Source organism: Psychrobacter sp. ASPA161_6, assembly GCF_051970285.1.
GTDB classification, from domain to species: domain Bacteria; phylum Pseudomonadota; class Gammaproteobacteria; order Pseudomonadales; family Moraxellaceae; genus Psychrobacter; species Psychrobacter glaciei.
The window spans coordinates 259,223-278,588 of sequence record NZ_JBEFNJ010000004.1 but is presented as its reverse complement, the minus strand read 5'-3'; the positions used below and the strand labels follow the sequence as shown (position 1 = coordinate 278,588).

Sequence of the window (19,366 nt, the reverse complement as noted above, 5' to 3'; positions counted from 1 at the left end):
ATCCTTTAGACCACGCTGCGGCTAAACACTTCTCGTAGCTCAAAACTGGTATGCACTTGAGCCACGCCTTCGATACGATTGAGCCGGTGTAATAAAAACTCCTCGTAATGCGCCATATCGCGCACTCTCACTTTAATAAGATAGTCTTCCGTGCGCCCTGTGACGATGCTACAGCTAATAACTTCCTCAAAACTCTGGACCTTGCGCTCAAACTGCTCGAAACGCTCAGCCGTATGACGATCCATACTGACTGCGATAAATACGGCGAGCGGGTAGCCAAGTTTTTGCGCATCTGTTTTGGTATGATAGCCAGTGATGACACCGGTATCTTCTAAGCGTTTGATGCGGCGGGCACAAGGGGTCGCAGATAAATTGACACGTTCGGCAAGCTCGGTGATGCTCATTCGGGCTTCAGTCTGTAATAAACACAATAAACGTCTATCGGTCTCATCAATATCAGTCAGTATGGGACTATCAGAATGACTACTAGGCATGGAATAGTTACTCGCTAGTGAAATAATCTAATTATATCTACAAAAACGCTTTATTTCACTAAATAAACTCTAATTATAGTGTAATAAAGCGGGTTTCTCTCTCATAAACTTTGCTATTATTAGAGTATAAGTTTTAGTTATCTCGTATGCTCAATACTGATCTAATCAGCAGCCTTATTCGCTAAAATATAAATTTCATATTACCTAAGGATTGATTATGTCTGACCAAGCCACACGCACTGTAGCCACGCCGACTGCCAAAAAGGCACCAAAAAGTGCCGCTTTTGACTATCAAAAATATCGTCCATTTGCGTTTGCGCCCTCATTACCAGATCGCACATGGCCAAGCAAAACGATTGAGAAATCACCAATATGGGCAAGTGTCGATCTGCGTGATGGTAATCAGGCTTTGATCGATCCGATGACTATTGAACAAAAAATGCGCTTTTTTGAAACTTTAGTCGATGTAGGGTTTAAAGAAATCGAGATTGGTTTCCCATCAGCGGCGCAAGTTGAGTTTGATTTTGCCCGCAAACTCATCGAAGAAAACCACGTGCCTAATGATGTGACGTTGCAGGTCTTGGTACAGGCGCGCGAGCATTTAATTGCCCGTACGTTTGAATCATTAAAAGGCGCAAAACGTGCTGTCGTCCATGTCTATAATTCAACCAGCCGTGTCCAACGTGAAAAAGTCTATGGCAAAGACAAAGCTGAGATTAAAGAAATTGCTATCGTAGGTGCCAAGCTATTGAAAGAATATGCGGCAAAATACCCTGAAACAGAATGGGTGTTTCAATACTCGCCTGAAAGCTTTAGCCAGACAGAGACTGAGTATGCGGTAGAAGTCTGCGATGCGGTTTGTGAAGTTTGGCAGCCGCAGAATGGTCAAGAAGTAATTTTTAATTTACCGGCGACTGTTGAAGCATCTATGCCCAATGTTTTTGCCGATCAAGTTGAGTATTTCTGTCGCCATCTTGCTATGCGTGAGCATGTGATTGTCAGTTTGCATACGCACAATGACCGTGGCTGTGCCGTTGCCGCTGCTGAGCTAGGGGTGCTTGCGGGTGCAGATCGTATTGAAGGGACGTTGCTTGGTAATGGCGAGCGTACCGGTAATATGGATATTATGGTCATGGCGATGAACTTATTTAGCCAAGGTATTGATCCTGAGCTTGATTTTAGCAATATGAGTGAAATCGTCCAAGTGGTCAGCGAATGCAATAACTTGCCGCTGCATCCACGTCATCCTTATGTTGGTGAATTGGTCTTTACTGCCTTTAGTGGCTCACATCAAGATGCCATCAAAAAATCTCTCGATTATAATGAGCAACATACAGATCAAACCGATAACGTTTGGGATGTGGCATATCTACCTATTGATCCAGCGCACATTGGTCGCAGTTACCAAGATGTGGTACGTATCAATAGCCAGTCTGGCAAAGGTGGGGTCGCTTATATCTTGCAACGCAATTATGGCTTTAACTTGCCACGTTGGATGCAAATTGACTTTAGCCGCGTGGTTCAGCAGCAAGCCGAAACAGTGGCGCGCGAATTACAAAATGATGAAATCTTACAGACCTTTGAGGACACCTATTTACGTCAAGGCAGCTTTGAGCTACTAGACTACAGCGTGAACAATAAAGGTGGGCAGGTTTATTTTAACGGTCAAGTACAGATGAATGGCGATACCATTACTATCGATGGCACGGGTAATGGTCCATTATCCTCATTTATCAATGGTCTTGCTCAGCATACTGGCAAGTCGCTACATATCATCAATTATGCTGAGCACGCGATCAATCCGCAGCACAATAGCGGTAATGGCATCGATGATGATAACAATCGTGATAACAAAACCAATGCCAATGCTGCCGCTTACATTCAATTGAATGTTGATGGCGAGGTGTACTCTGGTATTGGCACCTGTAGCAGCACGGTATCAGCGATGTTAAAAGGGGCATTATCCGCCTTTGCTCAAGCACTAAATACTACGGCTGCTTAATAGCAAATAATGCTTTGATAGGGTAATACTGCCCACGCATAACGTCATGGTTCTTTACGATTCGTCAGTGAGAGCCATGGCGTTATTGTTTGAGTGGTTAAAACAGGCACGAGTGATAAAATAATTAATAGCTTATTGGATTCTGTGTGTCATAAATTCATGAACCCAATAGCATAATGTTACTTGTGTTTTTGGTGTCTAAGACTTACGCTAATGTGCGTATTGCTCAATTATTATAAATAAAAAGGTTAATTATGGAACCGATATCATTTGCTTCATTTACATTGGCCTCTATTCTGGCTTCCTTGCCAGTGAACGGCGAAGTAGTTAGTAAGCCGACGATTACGACGCATATTAGTCCTGCCATTGCTGGACAATGGGAAATAGACTTAGACAGTAGTATGACCATGACTAAAGAGGCCGAGGCTAGACAAGCGGCATTGGTAGACACGCCAGCAAGCAAAGGTGATGAGCCAAAAATAAATGCTGGTACAGACGGTGGGATTCTTACACAAAGCGAAGAGCGTGTTCTCAATATTCAGCCGAACTCCCGCAATAATTTAATGGCGTCAGCGTTGGCTTCCAATCAATGCCGTGAGTTATATAATTTTGGTGCCGACAATGAAATGTGGGCTGTCAGTGGTGAAGAATGGACGTACGGTCGCTATCTGGTCACTCATCGCGAAGAAGGCTTACCCGTTATTGCCATTCGAACGGTATATGACAATAATGAAGTAGACTGCTCTGGTAATAAGATTGATCAAACTGATGAAGCGCTGATAGCGTTTTTGAACCATGATGGCAACCAAATGCAGTGGTGCGCTGACCCTGATGGCAAAGAATGCTTTATGAACTTCAACAGAGTATTGCCATAATGTTTGATATATTCTATTAATATTATTGTCTATAAAGAAAATTAAATTTTATGTGAGCCCATTAAAAAACCCGCTATCTTAATAGATAGCGGGTTTTTTTAGTCTATTTATCAACGCTAAATGATAATGTTGCTCATTATCGTTATATAAAAATAAAGTGGCAAATTAAGACGCTGACTTTGCTTTGTGTGCTGTTAATAATTCTCTTTCTAGATAGTGAATGTTTTGTGCTTCTTGTACAAAACTATCATCCGCTAATATCACGTCACGATGTAAAGGAATATTGGTTTTGATGCCCTCAATCACCAATTCATCAAGCGCATGTAGTGTCTTAGAGATGGCTTGCTGGCGAGTTTGACCATGACAGATAAGCTTGCCTATCAACGAATCATAATACGTCGGTATCTCATACCCAGGATACAAATGCGAATCAAATCGAACGCCAGCACCGCTTGGCGCAAACAACTGGTTGACGGTACCCGGACAAGGCATAAAGGTCGCTGGATCTTCAGCATTAATACGGCACTCAATCGCATGACCTTGAATTTCAATCTCGCTTTGACGATAAGACAAGCCGTAACCTGCGGCAATTTTTAGCTGCTCAACGACGACGTCGATACCCGTAATCATCTCAGTAACGGGATGCTCTACCTGTACTCGAGTGTTCATCTCAATAAAGAAAAACTCGTTGTTTTCAAACAAAAACTCAAACGTACCGGCACCGCGATACTTGACCAGCTCGCAAGCTTTGACGCATGCCCTTAAGATAGGCTCGCGCACATCATCAGGGATATCGGGCGCAGGTGCTTCTTCTAGGACTTTTTGATGACGACGTTGTAATGAGCAATCACGGTCATATAGATGAATCGCATTACCATTGCCATCGCCCAGTACTTGTACTTCGACATGACGTGGGTTTTGTAGATAGCGTTCCATATAGACGGTATCATCACCAAACCATAGCTCAGCTTCTTGTTTTGCTGCTTGTACTTGTCCGATGACCTCTTCGAAGCGCTCAACCACACGCATCCCACGACCACCACCACCAGACGCCGCCTTGATCAATAGGGGAAAACCAATGTTGCGTGCTTGTTCTTCCGCATTGTGCAAGGTCACCGCTCCAACAGAGCCGGGTACGGTAGGTACGCCTGCTTTTTTCATGGCATTAATAGCGGAGACTTTATTACCCATGAGTCGGATATGATCGGCATTAGGGCCAACGAAGGTTAGGCCTGCTTCTTCAACACGCTCAGCGAACTCGGCGTTTTCGGACAAAAAACCATAACCGGGATGGATAGCATCAGCACCAGAGATTTCTGCTGCGGTTAAAATAGTATTGATATCAAGATAGCTTTGATTGGCATTTGGCTTGCCGATACAAATGGCCTCATCAACAAAACGCAGGTGCATCAAATTGGCGTCAGCCGTTGAGTAGACGCCTACGGTTTCGATTCCTAGCGCTTTACACGCACGAACGATGCGTAGTGCGATTTCACCTCTATTGGCGATGAGCAGTTTTTTTATCATGGGGTCATCCTTGTCGAAGCGGTAGTTAATGACTAAGTCGCTATGCCAGTCATCGATTGCCATCATCAAATGCAATGGTGAGAAGCGATGAGCAATAACGAGATATCAATCATAACGAAGTAAAGGTTGGCGAATCTTATTACGCTTTGTAGCGAATCATAGGCTGGCCAAACTGTACGACTTCAGAGTTATCTACCAAAATTTCGTCAACGACACCACTTTGAGTCGCTTCAAGAGGATTCATGATTTTCATGGCTTCGATAATACCAAGCGTATCACCCGCTTGAACCTTTTGTCCGACTTTCACAAATGGTGGATCATTCGGGCTAGGCGCTGAATAATACACGCCAACCATTGGTGAGGTTTCAACGCTACCAGCTTTTATGGCTGGTTTTGTGTCAGCAGCAGCAGGCGCTACTCCAGCAGCAGGCGCAGCCATCATCGTCGGTACTGGCGTGTCATAATGCCTTGTCAGACTAATATGCTCATCATCCGAACTGATTTCTAAATTGACCAGTTCACTTTCTTCCATGAGGGCGATTAGGGTACGTATTTTTTCAATATCCATAGTTTTTATAATGCCTTGTACTAAATTCAAGAAATAGTGTAACGAAATATTGTCTAAGTAATTGCTAATGATACCTAGATTCATGGCAATGAGCAATCAATGTACAGTTGTTAACTGAGAAATTTTACATATTTTGACGTAAGCTTTTCTTATGAGTAAGAAATCATCAGTGATTTATCATAGTCTATGTGGCCGAGTAGTGCCAGCATTGGTTACTAGACACTACGATTAGAGAAGAATGATATAGTCAATCCTATATAAGTTGGATACGGTGTCAGCCTTGCTTAGTCTACTAATTGTAGTACTTTCGCTCGCCTTCCTTGTATCCAAATTATATTGAACCGACTATAGCAACTTTAAGCCCAAAGTATCCTGAGGCGCTTTTGTTGATAGCGTAGACGCAGGGTTAGCAGGATAGAGGATAAGAACAAACCCGTGATCAATGCCATCCAAAACCCTTGCGCGCCCACATCCGTGAAACGCACCAAATAGATGCCAAGTGGCAAGGCAACCAACCAATAGCAAAATAGCGTCACCCACATCGGTATCGTGGTGTCTTGCATACCGCGCAGTATCCCGGCAATGTTGACCTGCCAACCATCAAATAGTTGGTAAGCAAGGGCAAAGATGAGGAGGTGCATGGCTTGTGCTCTGACTTCTACATTGTCCGTGAACGCGGCTGCCAGTTGTGGGCGGAATAGCCAAATTCCAAGCATACAAACGATGGCAATGAGCACGGTCCAGATAAGTCCAGTCGCTTGTACATGGCGCAGCGCCAGCAGGTTCTTTTCACCAAATCGATTGGACACCATAATGGTCAGTGCCATGGCAACCGAGATGGGTATCATAAACAGCTGCGATGTCACCGCCAGTGCCACTTGATGCGAGGCAGTTGCCAGCTCACCCAATGGACTGATGACCAGTGCGCCCAAGCTAAATAGACTGGCCTCAAAGAAGATTGAGATGCCAATCGGGATGCCAAGCTTGAGCAGTTTTTTTATCTGTGTGCGATTGGGTCTGGCAAAACTATAAAAAAAGCGCGTGCTGGCAAATTGCTGGCGCTTAGTAAAGCTGGTATAAGCGACGAGCAATAAGACGTTTATCCATAATACTAATGCCGTTGCAACCCCGCAGCCAGCGCCGCCCATTTCTGGCATGCCAAACAGACCATGGATAAAGATATAGTTGAGCGGGATATCTGCGATCAGGCCAATGATACTAATCACTGTCACCGGCTCAGGTCGCCCAAGCGCCTCGCAATAACTGCGTAGGACGGCATAGACCGCCAGTGCAGGAAAACCAAACGACACCCCATGTAAATACTGTGACGCTATCGGTTGGATATTTTCGGGGACGCCCATGACACCAAGGACATTGGGTGCAAGATTGACAATAATAAACCCAAGAATCCCAATCACACCTGCTGTCCATAAGGATTGCTGAGTGATATGTGGTACTTGGTTGTGTTTATTCTGTCCTATAGCTTCCCCAATGAGAGGGGTGGTGGCGATTAAAATACCCGTGGCTAATAAGAACAGTGGCAGCCAAATACCAGAGCCAACAGCGACCGCTGCCAAGTCGAGGGCAGAAACTTGACCTGCCATGATAGCATCGACGACACCCAGTGCTGCTTGGCAAAACTGAGTAATCAAGATGGGTAAGGCGAGCACGCCCAAACGTAAACTGTAGCTTTTGAAATCGGTAAAGGATATTGGCAAAGCCATAATTAGCAACTTTTCATAATTCGCGGTGGTTAGTGTTGATAGACAAATACTGTCATCGACCACTCAATAGCGAGACAGCAACAGTGGCGTTGTACTGACAATAAATAAGACAAGCAATTCGATAAGTAAAGACACTTAAATAAAAATAACCCGTCAATCCAAGTGATAGATTGACAGGTCATAAGTAGATAAGATGGTAAAGAAGCCAGACTGGGATGTCAACGTTTTAGAAAGGTTTTATGGTGCTTAGTAATATCCATCACGTGGGTTAAACCTAGGGCGTGTCTTCAATTCACTCGATAGTCATCTGAACGGGCTAAAAATGGCTAAATCTTGCCAAACATCGTCAAATAGCTGGTTAATATCCCGATATTATCTGCACTATTTTTCTTGTTTGACGGCAATTTATCTCATTTTTATCACCATTTTTGAAATGAAGATACGCCCTAGGCTTCTACAAGAAAGTCTATTATATGGCCAAAATCTATCGGGATTCTGGCAAATCTTGTACCACTGCTTGATAGCCGATCAAGTTGTTATTAGCATCGAACGCTTGCACTACGATGGCGTAGTTGGTCGAGCTGTTTGGAATCACCGGTGTAAATTGCGTCTCAAGGTTGCTCAACACGAGGTTTTGGACGTAACCATTGGCGCCAGACTCGGCTTTATTAACATCAATTTGACTGACCAATACATGCTGAGTATTGATCGGATTCTGCCAAGTAACGGTTTTTTGGCTACCATTGCCCGTTACATCGAGGTTCATCTTGCCAAGGTCGTAATCGAGCGCGTAAGTGGTGAAATTGGAGCGATTGCTTAGGGTATAAGTCACCTTGCAGTTGTCTTCACCGCTGGACAGTTTTTGCCCGCCTAAACCGTCTAGGTATTCAAAACTGCCTTTCCATGGTGAGCCAGCTTGTTTTTCCTCAAAGCTCCCTGCAAAAGTGGTGAGTAAGTTTGGCGTCTCTAACCCTAAATCACTGACATATTTGACATCCAAAAACTCTAAGGTATCGAGGCTACCCGTGACTTTGCCAGCGATATAGTTGTCAATTTTGAGCGCTGAGTTTATGCCTAAAGCATTATTTTCTTGGCAAGCTTGCTGCTGATAACTAAAGCTACCATCGACGCTACCCGCACCTTGATTACTGATGTCGAAGTAGACCGCACCGATATCGATGTCATTATTATCACCGTCGTTTAGCTCGACGAAGTGTCCGACATAGAGACCGCCGCGTCCGCCTTCTGGAGTGAGCTTGTCTAAGAAGTTGTCAAATGACTCCTCTGGTAAAAATATAGATTCTAAAATCTCTGCCATACTCTTTTCGTCATCGGTCAGCTTATCTTCGGCCTCTTTATACTTTTCTTTGACCTTGTCTTCTATACGATCGTATTCATCTTTAACCTGATCTTCTACACGGTCATACTCTTCTTTGATCTTATCGCTATCACTGCCGCAAGCACTCAGCGTTAGGCCAAGCATACTAACGGTTAATAAAGACAATACTAGTTTGGGTGCGCTCATAGACGAGTCCTGATGATTAAAATATAACGGTTATAAAAGGTTAGAATATTGCTTTTGGGTATATAGTTTTTTATTTGGGCTGATAAATATAGCAAAATTTAAAAGGCAAACGCATGAATAAGTGTTAATTGATGTCATAGAAAACATACGCAATGGTTACAGTGCAAGATTGTTATTGGCGGATATCAAATCAAGCGTTTCTGCCATATCGATGATAGCCTGCCAGTGTTTGGGTTCTAGAGGAATAACGGTTAACTGCTGACAGCCTTTCCTAAGCAGCAATGAGTCCTCAAGTGCGGGCAAAAACTTGAGCTCTAATAAGGGTAAGACCTCTATAAATGCCTGTTCAAAGGTGACATCTACCATGTACCATCGTGGCTCATCTTCGGTGGCGATAGGGTCGTAGTGACGATGTTCGGGATGAAACTGGGTCGGGTCGGGATAGCCCGCTTGACTGACGGTCATAATGCCAGCAACGCCAGAGGGTTTGGCGCTAGAGTGATAAAAGAATACCTTGTCACCGACTTGCATGTCATCGCGCATAAAATTACGGGCACGATAGTTGCGCACACCATCCCAACCTTCTGTGCCTAAGCGTTGCAAATCCTGAATACTAAAAAACTTTGGGTTTGATTTCATCAGCCAATAGGCCATATCTGGTATTCCTTTATTGGTATAGTCAGTTCAGAATAAAATCGATATATTACCAGTTAGGTGTGACTGGTATAAATTTTCCTTGCTTGCTGCTATTACAGAGGCGACGAAAAATTCAGCCCAGTCACACTGCCTCTTTTTTAAAGTGAATCTACTATAGCGGTGGTTTATTAGCGACCAATTTCTGTGAGTAATGGCTATATTGCCTGTCAGATGCCAGTATTAACATAGATTTTGTGAGTGGTTTTGTGAGTTATTTTGTTGTCACGATGCTTTTCATTAAGGCCTCTAACCGTTATCCTAGCGATACTTTTTATAGCTATAGTCAATCCTACATACCAAATAAGACTAATGCCTTCGATTTTACCAATAGCGATGCTCATATGACTGATATAAACGTGATGAATATTCCGTTAGCACTTTACATTCACATTCCATGGTGTGTGAAGAAGTGCCCTTATTGCGACTTTAATTCGCATGAGCTGCCAGTAGACAGTCAGCTATCGATGTATGACGAATACGTCGATGCTTTGTTATTGGATGCTCAAATGCAGCAGTCGTTGACTCAAGGACGTGAAATTGGCTCGATATTTATTGGTGGTGGGACGCCATCACTACTGCCGATTGCGCAGTATCAGCGTTTATTTGCGGGCTTGCGTGGGTGTTTTATATTCGCAGATGATATTGAAGTTACGATGGAGGCCAATCCGGGTACGCTTGAACACGCGCCATTTGCTCAATATCTGGATGTCGGTATCAATCGCTTGTCAATTGGTGTGCAAAGCTTCGCTGCGGATAAGCTCAAAACCCTCGGGCGCATACACGATCCCAAGCAAGCATTATCAGCGATTAAGGCAGCACGGAGTGCTGGGTTTGAGCGCGTCAATGTCGACTTGATGCATGGCTTGCCGCAGCAAAGCTTGACTGAAGCACTTAGTGATATTCAAACCGCGCATAATGCTGGCGCGACCCATATCTCTTGGTATCAGCTAACGATTGAGCCTAACACGGTGTTTTATCGCAGTCAGCCCATTTTGCCAGATGAGGATAGCCTCGCTGATATTGAGCAAGCCGGTCAGGCATTGCTACAGCAATTGGGCTATGACAATTATGAAGTGTCGGCATGGTCTAGCGCTTCCGATAAGCCGTGCCGCCACAATGTCAATTACTGGCAGTTTGGTGATTATTTGGCGATTGGCGCGGGTGCTCATGGCAAGGTGACTGTAGAAAAACATGAAGGTCAAGGTAGTGAGTTAGTAGCAAAATCAGGTATTTATCGTTTTAGTAAGTCACGTTTACCCAAGGATTATGTCGACTATCAAGATATAACTGAGACATCTCATGACAGCCAAAATTTTCCAAAAATGATTGGTTGGCAACAGATTGCTAGTGACGAATTGGTGAGCGAGTTTATGCTAAATGCACTACGTCTGCACGATGGTGTGTCGTGGGCACTGTTTGAGGATCGAACAGGACTTTGCTATGACAGTGTCGCTGGGCAAGTAGATAAGCTAGTCAAGCAGGGGTTACTCGTAGATGATCGTCAGCAGCTAAAGCCAACAGTATTAGGCAGCAGGTATCTAAACCAAATATTAAGAGCGTTCTTATAACAGGACTTTGCTCGTTTTAAAGATGCTGCAAAATGATTGCTCAACAAGATAAAATATGGAAACAAAAAAAGGCTTACCAAATAAATGGTAAGCCTTTTAAAAACAAGTCTAATGAATTAATAATTAGATTTTGTTTTGAACTTCTTGAGCACTACCAGTTACAGCATCACCGGCGCCAGATACGTCTTGACCTAGACCTTTAAAAGTGTTGCAACCAGTCAATACAAACATAGCCGTCAAAGATGCAATGATTAATTTTTTCATAATAATTCCTCAAAATAAATGGGTAGTTATAAGTAACAGCAGCGACGCTAAGCAGATTGCTTAAGCCTCACTGAAGGATTACAGGATACGATAACAATGTGTATATATTATCTCGCAATCCAGTAGAGCCATCATAAAGAAAGTTAAAATATATGCCCAGTATCAAAATGTAATTTTTGCCAGTAAACTGTAACTTTTAATTACGCTTGATATATATATTCTATTCAAGATAATTCTCATATAAAGACAACGAGCGAAGCTACTAACAATAGTAGACTAAGCCAGCCTGACACCAAGTTTTATTTATATAAAATTTGCTAGAGAATTAAAATAATGATATTCAGACAATTGATGGAGTGATAATGACTATTCATATCGTGCTGGTAGCACCCAAAATGCCCAGTAATACTGGCAATATTATTCGTTTATGTGCCAATAGTGGGGCACAGTTACATTTGGTGAAGCCTTTAGGATTTGAGCTTGACGACAAGAAGCTACGCCGTGCAGGATTGGATTACCATGAGTATGCCCACCTGCAGGTACATGACGACTGGGCAGCTGCTAGGCAAGCGCTCATAGCATCGGACTGTCATGTCATCACAGCATTGACTACCAAGCTGAGCAAGCCATTTTATGATTATAATTTTAGTGGGCAGGTCACTGGTGATGATGGTGAAAAAAGTGCGCTGACATCGCCACCTAACATCGCCCTAGTCTTCGGCTCTGAGACAGCAGGGCTGGCAGATGACATTCGTGAAAGTATTGGTGCCGATCATTGGTTACGCTTGCCCATGCTGGCAGATTCACGCAGTTTGAATCTGTCCAATAGTGTGGCGATATGCTTATATGAGATATGGCGTCAGCAGGGTTTTGTGGGTGATGAAGGTCGCAGTGTTGGTTATGACACTCTGACAGTATACGACCCTAAATAGCGATTGATATACTTATTGATTCTGATTGGAAGTCATGTTTTAAACCTCCAAATTCGGATAGCAATCAGTGTGACTCTATAAACAGTTAGGCGGTTTGGGCAATCCAGCGAGACGATTGACGTGACGCGCGACCAATCCAGTATTAAATAGTTGCTGCAACTTTTGATTGCTTATATCCTGCTCAGGCAGGGTTTTTTGGAGCCATTTAATGAGCGGACGCGTGGCAGGCGCATGATTGAATTTGACAAAAAATGCACGCACCTGTTGTAGAATTTCTAGATGTTCAGCAATCAAGTTGATATCCAACGTATTTGCCAGCTGCTGCGCAATCGCAGGCGACCAAATAGTGTGATCACATAAATGACCGTCTTGATCTAAGGCGATATCGGTTGTCGCCATCGTAGTAGGCATAGGCATAGGTATAATCATAAGGCAGTGGTCACCACTTTATCAAACTGGCTGTCTTGAGTCAGCTCGACCCATTCTTCATCCGTTAAAATACGGGTCAATTTGCTCTCTAAATTTAGCTTGCCAGTAGTGTTTTCTGTTAACTGCGCTATGTCATCTGCTGAGGCATAAATACCCGCAATGCCATCTATCTCACTGTCATTCAAATAAGCATTAAGCCAGTCAATAAAAGCGACAGTTGTGCCTAGTAGTAGAATACTGTCACCTGTGTGCCAAGTGCGTGATATCTCTTCTGTGCTGCGTCTGAGCTTGTCCATGCTGCTATGTAATTGATATAAAGTTGCCATAAAAGTATCCGATTACGTGCTTTGTTATTTTATAAGCCTAAATTCTGTAGCGATTTAAAAGGTCAGTATCTGCTCAAAGTCTTGTGAGTTGATGACCTCTGGCACTAGTGTAAGCTGTGATGCCAAATCTGTCGGCAACATACCAGTGACCCAGCCACTAAAGACATCCTCAGGTAGCCAAGCAGCTGGCATGTCATAAAGCTCAAGTGATTGAATCATGCCATGCAGCCGCGAGTCAGATTGCATCAATAAACCAAAAACAGGGGCATCTAAGTACAGCTGGACGTCGTGTCCAAACGTTGCCAATGTTAAAGCGAGGGCACAACCTTCATAACTTGCCATTTCTGTTGGTGTACGCAGCTGAATCAATAATTTCATGGTTTATTCCAAAAGTTGTTTGTCACAAGCAGTCGTCGTCAAAGCAGTCGCTGTTAATAATGCGCTGCTAGAATTGTATGAGGCGACAGTTGCTTTGCATCATCATCGCAAGCTCACTGAGTCCCACTAACGTAAACCCTTTCGCAAGATTGTCACCGTCAAGCCGATGGCGAGTACCGTTTTCGCTATCACTAATCCCACGACTGAGCGCAGTACTGACACAGACGGGCAAGGGTAACTGATAATGGTCAGCCAGATTTTTCCATTCTTGCGTTAGATCAATTTGCTCAGCTGACTGCCAGCGCAATCGATTGGCTATATGAGCCGAGTCCCCATAAAAGAAGACATTGAGCAGTGGTTGTTCAGTGGTAGCATTATCGCTGCTGCCTGTACTATTAATATCATTGTCATCAATATCATGACTATTCGCTGCGCTCTTTAGGTAAGCGCGTGCGTAACGTAACGCCAAGTGTGCCAATGGATGACTAGGGTCAGCAGTAATCAGTAATAATGGGGTAGTGGTCGTCATAAGGCGCGGTATCACATATTATAAATAAGAGTTTAAAAAGTAGGGCCGAGTTGCTATAAATGCTTTGTATAAAGAAATTTGGTCGTTATTATTATAGTGCTTGTGTGCAAATTTGCGTGACAGAAAACAGAGTTTATACTGATAGTGCGACATACAGCGGATCATACTGTCACATCTAGGGCTTGTCATCATTTAGATTGTGCGGCTTAAAATGTATCCATGTGCTAATTGATGACATGCCCTAATATCGTTATATCATAAAAGAGAGGTGAGTCGTCTCTATCAAAGATGTTTATGCTAACATAAAGCGCCGCAAACCAAATAGAGTCACTGTTATTTAACGTGGTTTTATCTCAAGTGTAGGCACATTAAGTATTATTATTTGATGCTGTGACTGCCTCGTAAGAAAAAACAATAAACTTATGAGCTAGGTTCACGTAGTCTTACCATTCTATGTAAGGAGTTTTCGTCACTATGTTACCTGCTATGCCCTCACGTGTGAACAATGGTACAGATTATCAGCCTACCGTAGAACAACTTCAAGTATTGCAAACGGCAAGTGAGTTTGCTTATCAGATTTGGGAAAGTCGGACCGTTTCATGTCAGACGTTTTTACGCAGTTATCCTCTTGATCATACCTTAACACGCCAGCAAATCGATGATCTGATCCAAGATTACACGCTAGATGAAAATTACCAACTTGCTGATGAAGCCAAGGTCATGAGCGGCCTCCGAAACTTACGGATGCTGTTGATGATGCGCTGGATTTGGCAAGATGCCCTAGGCATGATTGCCCTTGAGCAATTAACCGATGAGTTATCTGAGTTTGCGGATGGTTGTATTTCATTTGCCAAGGAGTATACCTATCAGCACTTAGTTGCTAAGTACGGTGAACCAACCTTTGTCAATGAGCTAGGCAATGTGCAGATCGATGATATGGCAATCATGGCCATGGGTAAGCTTGGTGCTCATGAGTTGAATCTATCGAGCGATATTGACTTAATTTTTGTGCATCAAGCGCGCGGTGAGACCAATGGTGACAAAGCGAAGGGCACTCGTAGCATAGACAACAAGCGTTTTATGACTCGGCTTGGTCAAGGGATTATTAAACTACTGGATAATAAAACGGCAGATGGTTTTGTATTTCGGGTAGATATGCGCTTGCGCCCATGGGGTGATGGAAGTGATTTGGCCATCCATCTCTCAGCCTTACAGAAGTATTTTGCCTTGCATGGACGTGCTTGGGAGCGTTTTGCTTGGCTAAAAGCACGTGTGGTCGGGCAGATAGAGCCGCCATTTTATGATGAGATTCAGGCACTGATTAAACCGTTTGTCTTTCGTTATTATGTTGACTACAGTGCTTTTTCAGCACTCAGAGAAATGAAATCTCTGATTCAAAATCAAGTTGCACAGCGTGAAGACTTAGATAATATTAAGCTTGGCGCGGGCGGTATCAGAGACATTGAGTTTATTGTACAAGCTTTTCAGCTGATTTACGGTGGTCGGCATCCGCAACTACAGATTAAGCCTTGTCTACAAGCAATGCAAGTGTTGTGCGAACTTGGATATCTAGAGCAGTCAACGTACGCGCAGCTGCAAATGGCTTATCGCTTTTTGCGTCGGCTTGAACATGCTATTCAGGCGATCAATGATCAGCAGACTCAGCGTCTACCACATGATCCTTATTGGCAGCACAACCTAGCAGTCACGTTAGCGTTTGACGACTGGAATGCTTTGCTCAGCCAGCTCAATCATCATCGAGACAATGTCAATGTGCCATTTGAACGTATGGTCACTGAGCGCCAAGTACCTGATAATGAAGATACCGACCTAGAGCCAGAACATTTAGAAGAGCAGATTGCGCGCTTAGACGAAGTATTAACAAAAGGCAATCGTGAGTTATTACAGAAGTTTTGGCAGTCAAAAATGGTTGCTAACTTGAGTGATGAGGCCAGAGAGCGCTTGGATGATGCTTATCCTGTGATTGTCCACGCGTTACTCGCTCATCAAGAACAGCAGCAGCTGGCCAATACTGCTTTGCCACGCTTGATTGCATTGCTAGAGGCTATTTGCCGCCGGTCTATATATTTGGTGATGATTGCTGAAAACCCCAATGCAACGATCGAGCTGATACCGATGCTATCAGCCAGTCCTTGGATCGCAAAAGAGCTGGCGCAGTATCCTGTGTTGTTGGATACTTTTTTGCAGCAGCGCTATCGCCATTTGCCAGATAAGCGTGAGCTGCGCGATATCCTGCGCCAACAGTTACTGCGCGTCGAGCCTAACGATGAAGAAGAGCTACTAAGCGTTTTGCGACTGTTCAAAAAGAACCAAGTATTGGCTGTCGCGGCTAGCGATGTATTGGCTGAACGTCCGATAATGAAAGTGTCGGACTCATTGACATATATTGCTGAAGTAGTACTGGAGGCAGCGTTAGAGCGTGCTTTTGCGGAGATTGTGAACCGCTATGGGTATCCGATTGGCCAAGATGGTGATCCAGTCACTGAAGCAGACTGCGGCTTTGCTATCATCGGTTACGGCAAGCTTGGCGGATTAGAGCTATCGTACTCTTCAGACTTGGACTTGGTATTTTTACATAAGATAAAAGAGCAAGGCATGACCACTGGCGAGAAGTCAGTGAGTGGGATGAAATTTGCCGCACGCCTTGTACAAAAGCTGATGAATTATCTCAATACTCAAACACGAGATGGCAGAGCATACGAGATTGATATGCGTCTGCGCCCTTCAGGTAACGCTGGCATGATGGTGGTATCTTGTCATGCGTTTGAAACCTATCAAATCGATAAAGCGTGGTCATGGGAGCATCAGGCGCTGGTACGTGCTCGCGCGATTTGTGGAGACAGACGAGTCACTGCACGCTTTTGTGATATTCGCCGAGATGTGTTGTCATTGCCACGGACATTGGATCAAGTACGTAATGAAGTCACCAGTATGCGTATCAAAATGCAAAAGCATCTAGGTACCAGTCAATGGCAACAGCAAGCAGGCAAGTTTCATCTCAAGCAGGATGCAGGCGGTATTGTAGATATTGAGTTTTTAGCACAGTTTGCTGTACTGGCTTATTCGCATGAATATCCAAGCTTGACCAAATGGAGTGACAATGTGCGTATTTTTGCAGAAGTTGCTTTGCTTGGCATTTGGCAAGAGCAAGTCTGTCAGGAGTTGACCGATGCCTATCTGAGAATACGCGCTGCCACCCATCAGTTAGCATTATCAGAGCAGTCATTACTCGTTGATGAGTCGCTATGGCAAGAGACTCGAGCATTAGTACAAGCGCAGTGGCAACACCTTATGGGTGTAGAATCAGCAGAGTAAAAATAATAGTAACTTCTTTAATTATCGTCTGCTCATATAAGGCAATGTGCTCAAACTCAATATTTTAATATCAACAAGAGCCACCTAAGCACAAACTAAAACCTTGCATTTGCCAGCATGGCCAATGATATAATCGGTCGCACATTATCATAACACTGTCAGTCGTTCGTCATAATAATGCTGTGTTTTAAGCAATAAAAATCGATGCTGTGGTGTTATCATATGATGTTGTTAAATACCATTAATTAAAATTTACTCAAAAAAGTTAGACGCCAGCGCTAGCATAAGGACTATAAAATGAATATGGCAACACAAGATGGTAAGCTTTGGATGAATGGCACAATGATTGAACAGCCAGATGCCAAAATTCATGTATTGACTCACAGCTTACATTATGGCATCGCCGTGTTTGAAGGCGTGCGCGCCTATCAAACCGATGATAAGCGTACCGCTATTTTCCGTTTGAAAGATCATACGGAACGCTTACTTGGCTCTGCCTTTATTTTTCAAATGGAGGTGCCTTTTGATGCAGCTACCCTTGAGCAAGCCCATAAAGATGTGGTTAAGCAGAACAACCTAGAAGAAGCTTATATCCGCCCGCTGATATGGATTGGTGCTGAAAAGCTGGGTTTAGCTGCCCATGATAATAGTATCAATGCGATGGTTGCTGCGTGGCATTGGGGTGCTTATTTGGGTGAAGAAGGGATTCAAAAGGGTATCCGAGTAAAAACGTCTTCTTATTCTCATCATTTGCCTAACGTCACTATGTGTAAGGCTAAAGCATCGAGCAATTATCCGGTGTCTATCATGGCGAACCGAGAAGTTACGCGTAATGGCTATGACGAAGCGATCATGATGGATTCACAAGGCTATGTCTGTCAGGGTTCAGGCGAGAATTTATTCTTAGTCAAGAACGGCGAGCTCCATACGCCAGACTTAGCGGGCGGGGCATTGGATGGTATCACTCGTCGCACAATTATCCAGTTTGCCGAAGATTTGGGTATCAAAGTCACTGAACGTCGTATCACTCGTGATGAGTTTTATTTGGCGGATGAAATCTTTATGACGGGTACTGCTGCGGAAGTCACACCTATTCGTGAATACGATGACCGCACTATTGGTAATGGCGGCCGTGGTGAGCTGACTGAAAAACTGCAAACGCTGTATTTTGATGTGGTTCATGGTCGCAATGAGAAATATATGGATTGGTTAAGCTTTATTGACTGATAAAGCAGTTACTTTGAAGACCAAAAAGGCTGAACATAATTGTTCAGTCTTTTTTTTGTGCTAATATAGCCATCATATTTATTCATAATATTAAAGTGAGCAGTCAATGCCAATAGATTCTAGTACAGCAGATAATAAGAATATCAAACAAATCATCTGTATTAAATGGGGCACAAAATATGGTGCTGATTATGCCAATAAACTATATGGCATGGTATCTCGCAACATTACACCACCATTTAGATTTGTCTGCTTCACTGATGATACAACAGATGTTCGTCCAGAAATTGAATGCCAAGCGCTACCACCATTAGATGTCACTATGCCAACCAATACACTCGGTAAGTGGCCAAAGTCTCGCTTGTGGGGTGAAAAGCTAGGTGATTTGACAGGGACAGTACTGTTTGTAGATTTGGATGTGATTATCGTAGATAGTCTCGATCCTTTCTTTGAATACGGCAAACCAGACGATGTTATTTTGTCTTATAATCCTAGTAATCCATTAGAGCGCTTGGGACAGACATCTTGCTTTAGATTCCAGATAGGGGCGCTTGTCTCACTGCAAGAAAAATTCAAAGCAGATCCGCAAGGTATCGCTGATGAGTACCGTTTTGAGCAGCGTTTTGTCACTCGTAATGCCCCCGGCGGCGTCAAGCTGTTTCCAAAGGCATGGGTGGCACACTTTAGACGCAAGTGTCGTCAACCATTCCCGCTTAACTACTTTAAAGAACCAAAGATTCCTAAAGGCGCTCGTTTGGTTATCTTCCCTGGTGATTTGTATCCAACGCATGCGATCGAAGGTAGATATAACAAAAACGCTGCTAATAACGCCAAGGAACATTTGAAACAGCTTATTGAGCCCAAAAACTTAAAAAGTCCACTACGTCATTTGCGCCATTTTATCTTACCAGTAGGGTGGATTGAGAAGTACTGGAAAGAGTAGGCATTTTTAGCATTTCTATAAAA

The 19,366-nt window shown here is 43.6% G+C and carries 18 protein-coding genes; 7 read left to right on the top strand and 11 right to left on the bottom strand.

Annotation, left to right across the window (positions count from 1 at the left end; genetic code table 11):
• Nucleotides 1-5: 5 nt before the first annotated feature.
• On the bottom strand, nt 6-494 hold the full coding sequence (locus ACTQ9T_RS12175) for an Lrp/AsnC family transcriptional regulator (protein ID WP_189584927.1): 489 nt from the start codon (nt 492-494) through the stop codon (nt 6-8).
• A 217-nt stretch (nt 495-711) separates the two neighbouring features.
• On the opposite strand from ACTQ9T_RS12175, the gene leuA reads away from it, so the two are divergent.
• Nucleotides 712-2,496 carry a 2-isopropylmalate synthase gene (gene leuA, locus ACTQ9T_RS12170; RefSeq protein WP_240215972.1) on the top strand — a complete coding sequence of 595 codons (1,785 nt, stop codon included), beginning with the start codon at nt 712-714 and terminating at the stop codon, nt 2,494-2,496.
• A gap of 254 nt (nt 2,497-2,750) precedes the next feature.
• Nucleotides 2,751-3,371, top strand: coding sequence for a hypothetical protein (locus ACTQ9T_RS12165; protein WP_440465240.1), 621 nt, complete (start codon nt 2,751-2,753; stop codon nt 3,369-3,371).
• A gap of 165 nt (nt 3,372-3,536) precedes the next feature.
• Here the strand turns inward: ACTQ9T_RS12165 and accC are convergent, their stop codons facing one another.
• From accC to ACTQ9T_RS12140, 5 genes are all read right to left on the bottom strand, one after another.
• Complete coding sequence (gene accC, locus ACTQ9T_RS12160; RefSeq protein WP_010201258.1) at nt 3,537-4,898, bottom strand: acetyl-CoA carboxylase biotin carboxylase subunit; 1,362 nt, start codon at nt 4,896-4,898, stop codon at nt 3,537-3,539.
• Between the two features lie 139 nt (nt 4,899-5,037).
• On the bottom strand, nt 5,038-5,466 hold the full coding sequence (gene accB, locus ACTQ9T_RS12155) for an acetyl-CoA carboxylase biotin carboxyl carrier protein (RefSeq protein ID WP_010201260.1): 429 nt from the start codon (nt 5,464-5,466) through the stop codon (nt 5,038-5,040).
• Nucleotides 5,467-5,822: 356 nt separating this feature from the next.
• Nucleotides 5,823-7,190 (bottom strand): MATE family efflux transporter, encoded by a 1,368-nt coding sequence (locus ACTQ9T_RS12150; RefSeq protein ID WP_440465239.1) that lies wholly within the window; start codon nt 7,188-7,190, stop codon nt 5,823-5,825.
• Between the two features lie 484 nt (nt 7,191-7,674).
• A complete protein-coding gene (locus ACTQ9T_RS12145; RefSeq protein ID WP_440465238.1) occupies nt 7,675-8,715 on the bottom strand; it encodes a hypothetical protein in 1,041 nt (346 codons plus the stop codon).
• Between the two features lie 156 nt (nt 8,716-8,871).
• Nucleotides 8,872-9,369: an EVE domain-containing protein gene (locus tag ACTQ9T_RS12140; RefSeq protein WP_201588402.1), complete on the bottom strand. Its 498-nt coding sequence runs from the start codon at nt 9,367-9,369 to the stop codon at nt 8,872-8,874.
• A gap of 383 nt (nt 9,370-9,752) precedes the next feature.
• On the opposite strand from ACTQ9T_RS12140, the gene hemW reads away from it, so the two are divergent.
• Complete coding sequence (hemW, locus tag ACTQ9T_RS12135; RefSeq protein WP_440465237.1) at nt 9,753-10,979, top strand: radical SAM family heme chaperone HemW; 1,227 nt, start codon at nt 9,753-9,755, stop codon at nt 10,977-10,979.
• A 123-nt stretch (nt 10,980-11,102) separates the two neighbouring features.
• Here the strand turns inward: hemW and ACTQ9T_RS12130 are convergent, their stop codons facing one another.
• Nucleotides 11,103-11,243 carry an entericidin A/B family lipoprotein gene (locus ACTQ9T_RS12130; RefSeq protein ID WP_189584958.1) on the bottom strand — a complete coding sequence of 47 codons (141 nt, stop codon included), beginning with the start codon at nt 11,241-11,243 and terminating at the stop codon, nt 11,103-11,105.
• Nucleotides 11,244-11,605: 362 nt separating this feature from the next.
• Here ACTQ9T_RS12130 and ACTQ9T_RS12125 point away from each other — a divergent pair, with 362 nt between their 5' ends.
• Nucleotides 11,606-12,175 (top strand): tRNA (cytidine(34)-2'-O)-methyltransferase, encoded by a 570-nt coding sequence (locus ACTQ9T_RS12125; RefSeq protein ID WP_010201269.1) that lies wholly within the window; start codon nt 11,606-11,608, stop codon nt 12,173-12,175.
• Nucleotides 12,176-12,250: 75 nt separating this feature from the next.
• Here the strand turns inward: ACTQ9T_RS12125 and ACTQ9T_RS12120 are convergent, their stop codons facing one another.
• From ACTQ9T_RS12120 to tusD, 4 genes are all read right to left on the bottom strand, one after another.
• A complete protein-coding gene (locus ACTQ9T_RS12120; RefSeq protein ID WP_440465236.1) occupies nt 12,251-12,592 on the bottom strand; it encodes a TusE/DsrC/DsvC family sulfur relay protein in 342 nt (113 codons plus the stop codon).
• 8 nt (nt 12,593-12,600) lie between these two features.
• The gene (locus ACTQ9T_RS12115; protein WP_440465235.1) at nt 12,601-12,930 is read right to left on the bottom strand and encodes a hypothetical protein; all 330 of its coding nucleotides are present in this window, start codon (nt 12,928-12,930) and stop codon (nt 12,601-12,603) included.
• A gap of 54 nt (nt 12,931-12,984) precedes the next feature.
• On the bottom strand, nt 12,985-13,308 hold the full coding sequence (locus ACTQ9T_RS12110; RefSeq protein ID WP_240215979.1) for a hypothetical protein: 324 nt from the start codon (nt 13,306-13,308) through the stop codon (nt 12,985-12,987).
• A gap of 67 nt (nt 13,309-13,375) precedes the next feature.
• Nucleotides 13,376-13,837 (bottom strand): sulfurtransferase complex subunit TusD, encoded by a 462-nt coding sequence (tusD, locus tag ACTQ9T_RS12105; protein WP_440465234.1) that lies wholly within the window; start codon nt 13,835-13,837, stop codon nt 13,376-13,378.
• A gap of 474 nt (nt 13,838-14,311) precedes the next feature.
• Between tusD and glnE the strand changes: the two genes are divergently transcribed.
• The 3 genes from glnE (at nt 14,312) to ACTQ9T_RS12090 (ending at nt 19,343) form a co-directional block, all read left to right on the top strand.
• Nucleotides 14,312-17,173, top strand: a complete 2,862-nt coding sequence (gene glnE, locus ACTQ9T_RS12100) for a bifunctional [glutamate--ammonia ligase]-adenylyl-L-tyrosine phosphorylase/[glutamate--ammonia-ligase] adenylyltransferase (protein ID WP_440465233.1) — start codon at nt 14,312-14,314, stop codon at nt 17,171-17,173.
• Between the two features lie 297 nt (nt 17,174-17,470).
• Nucleotides 17,471-18,400, top strand: coding sequence for a branched-chain amino acid transaminase (locus ACTQ9T_RS12095; protein ID WP_440465232.1), 930 nt, complete (start codon nt 17,471-17,473; stop codon nt 18,398-18,400).
• Nucleotides 18,401-18,506: 106 nt separating this feature from the next.
• Complete coding sequence (locus tag ACTQ9T_RS12090) at nt 18,507-19,343, top strand: glycosyl transferase (protein WP_440465231.1); 837 nt, start codon at nt 18,507-18,509, stop codon at nt 19,341-19,343.
• Nucleotides 19,344-19,366 lie beyond the last annotated feature (23 nt).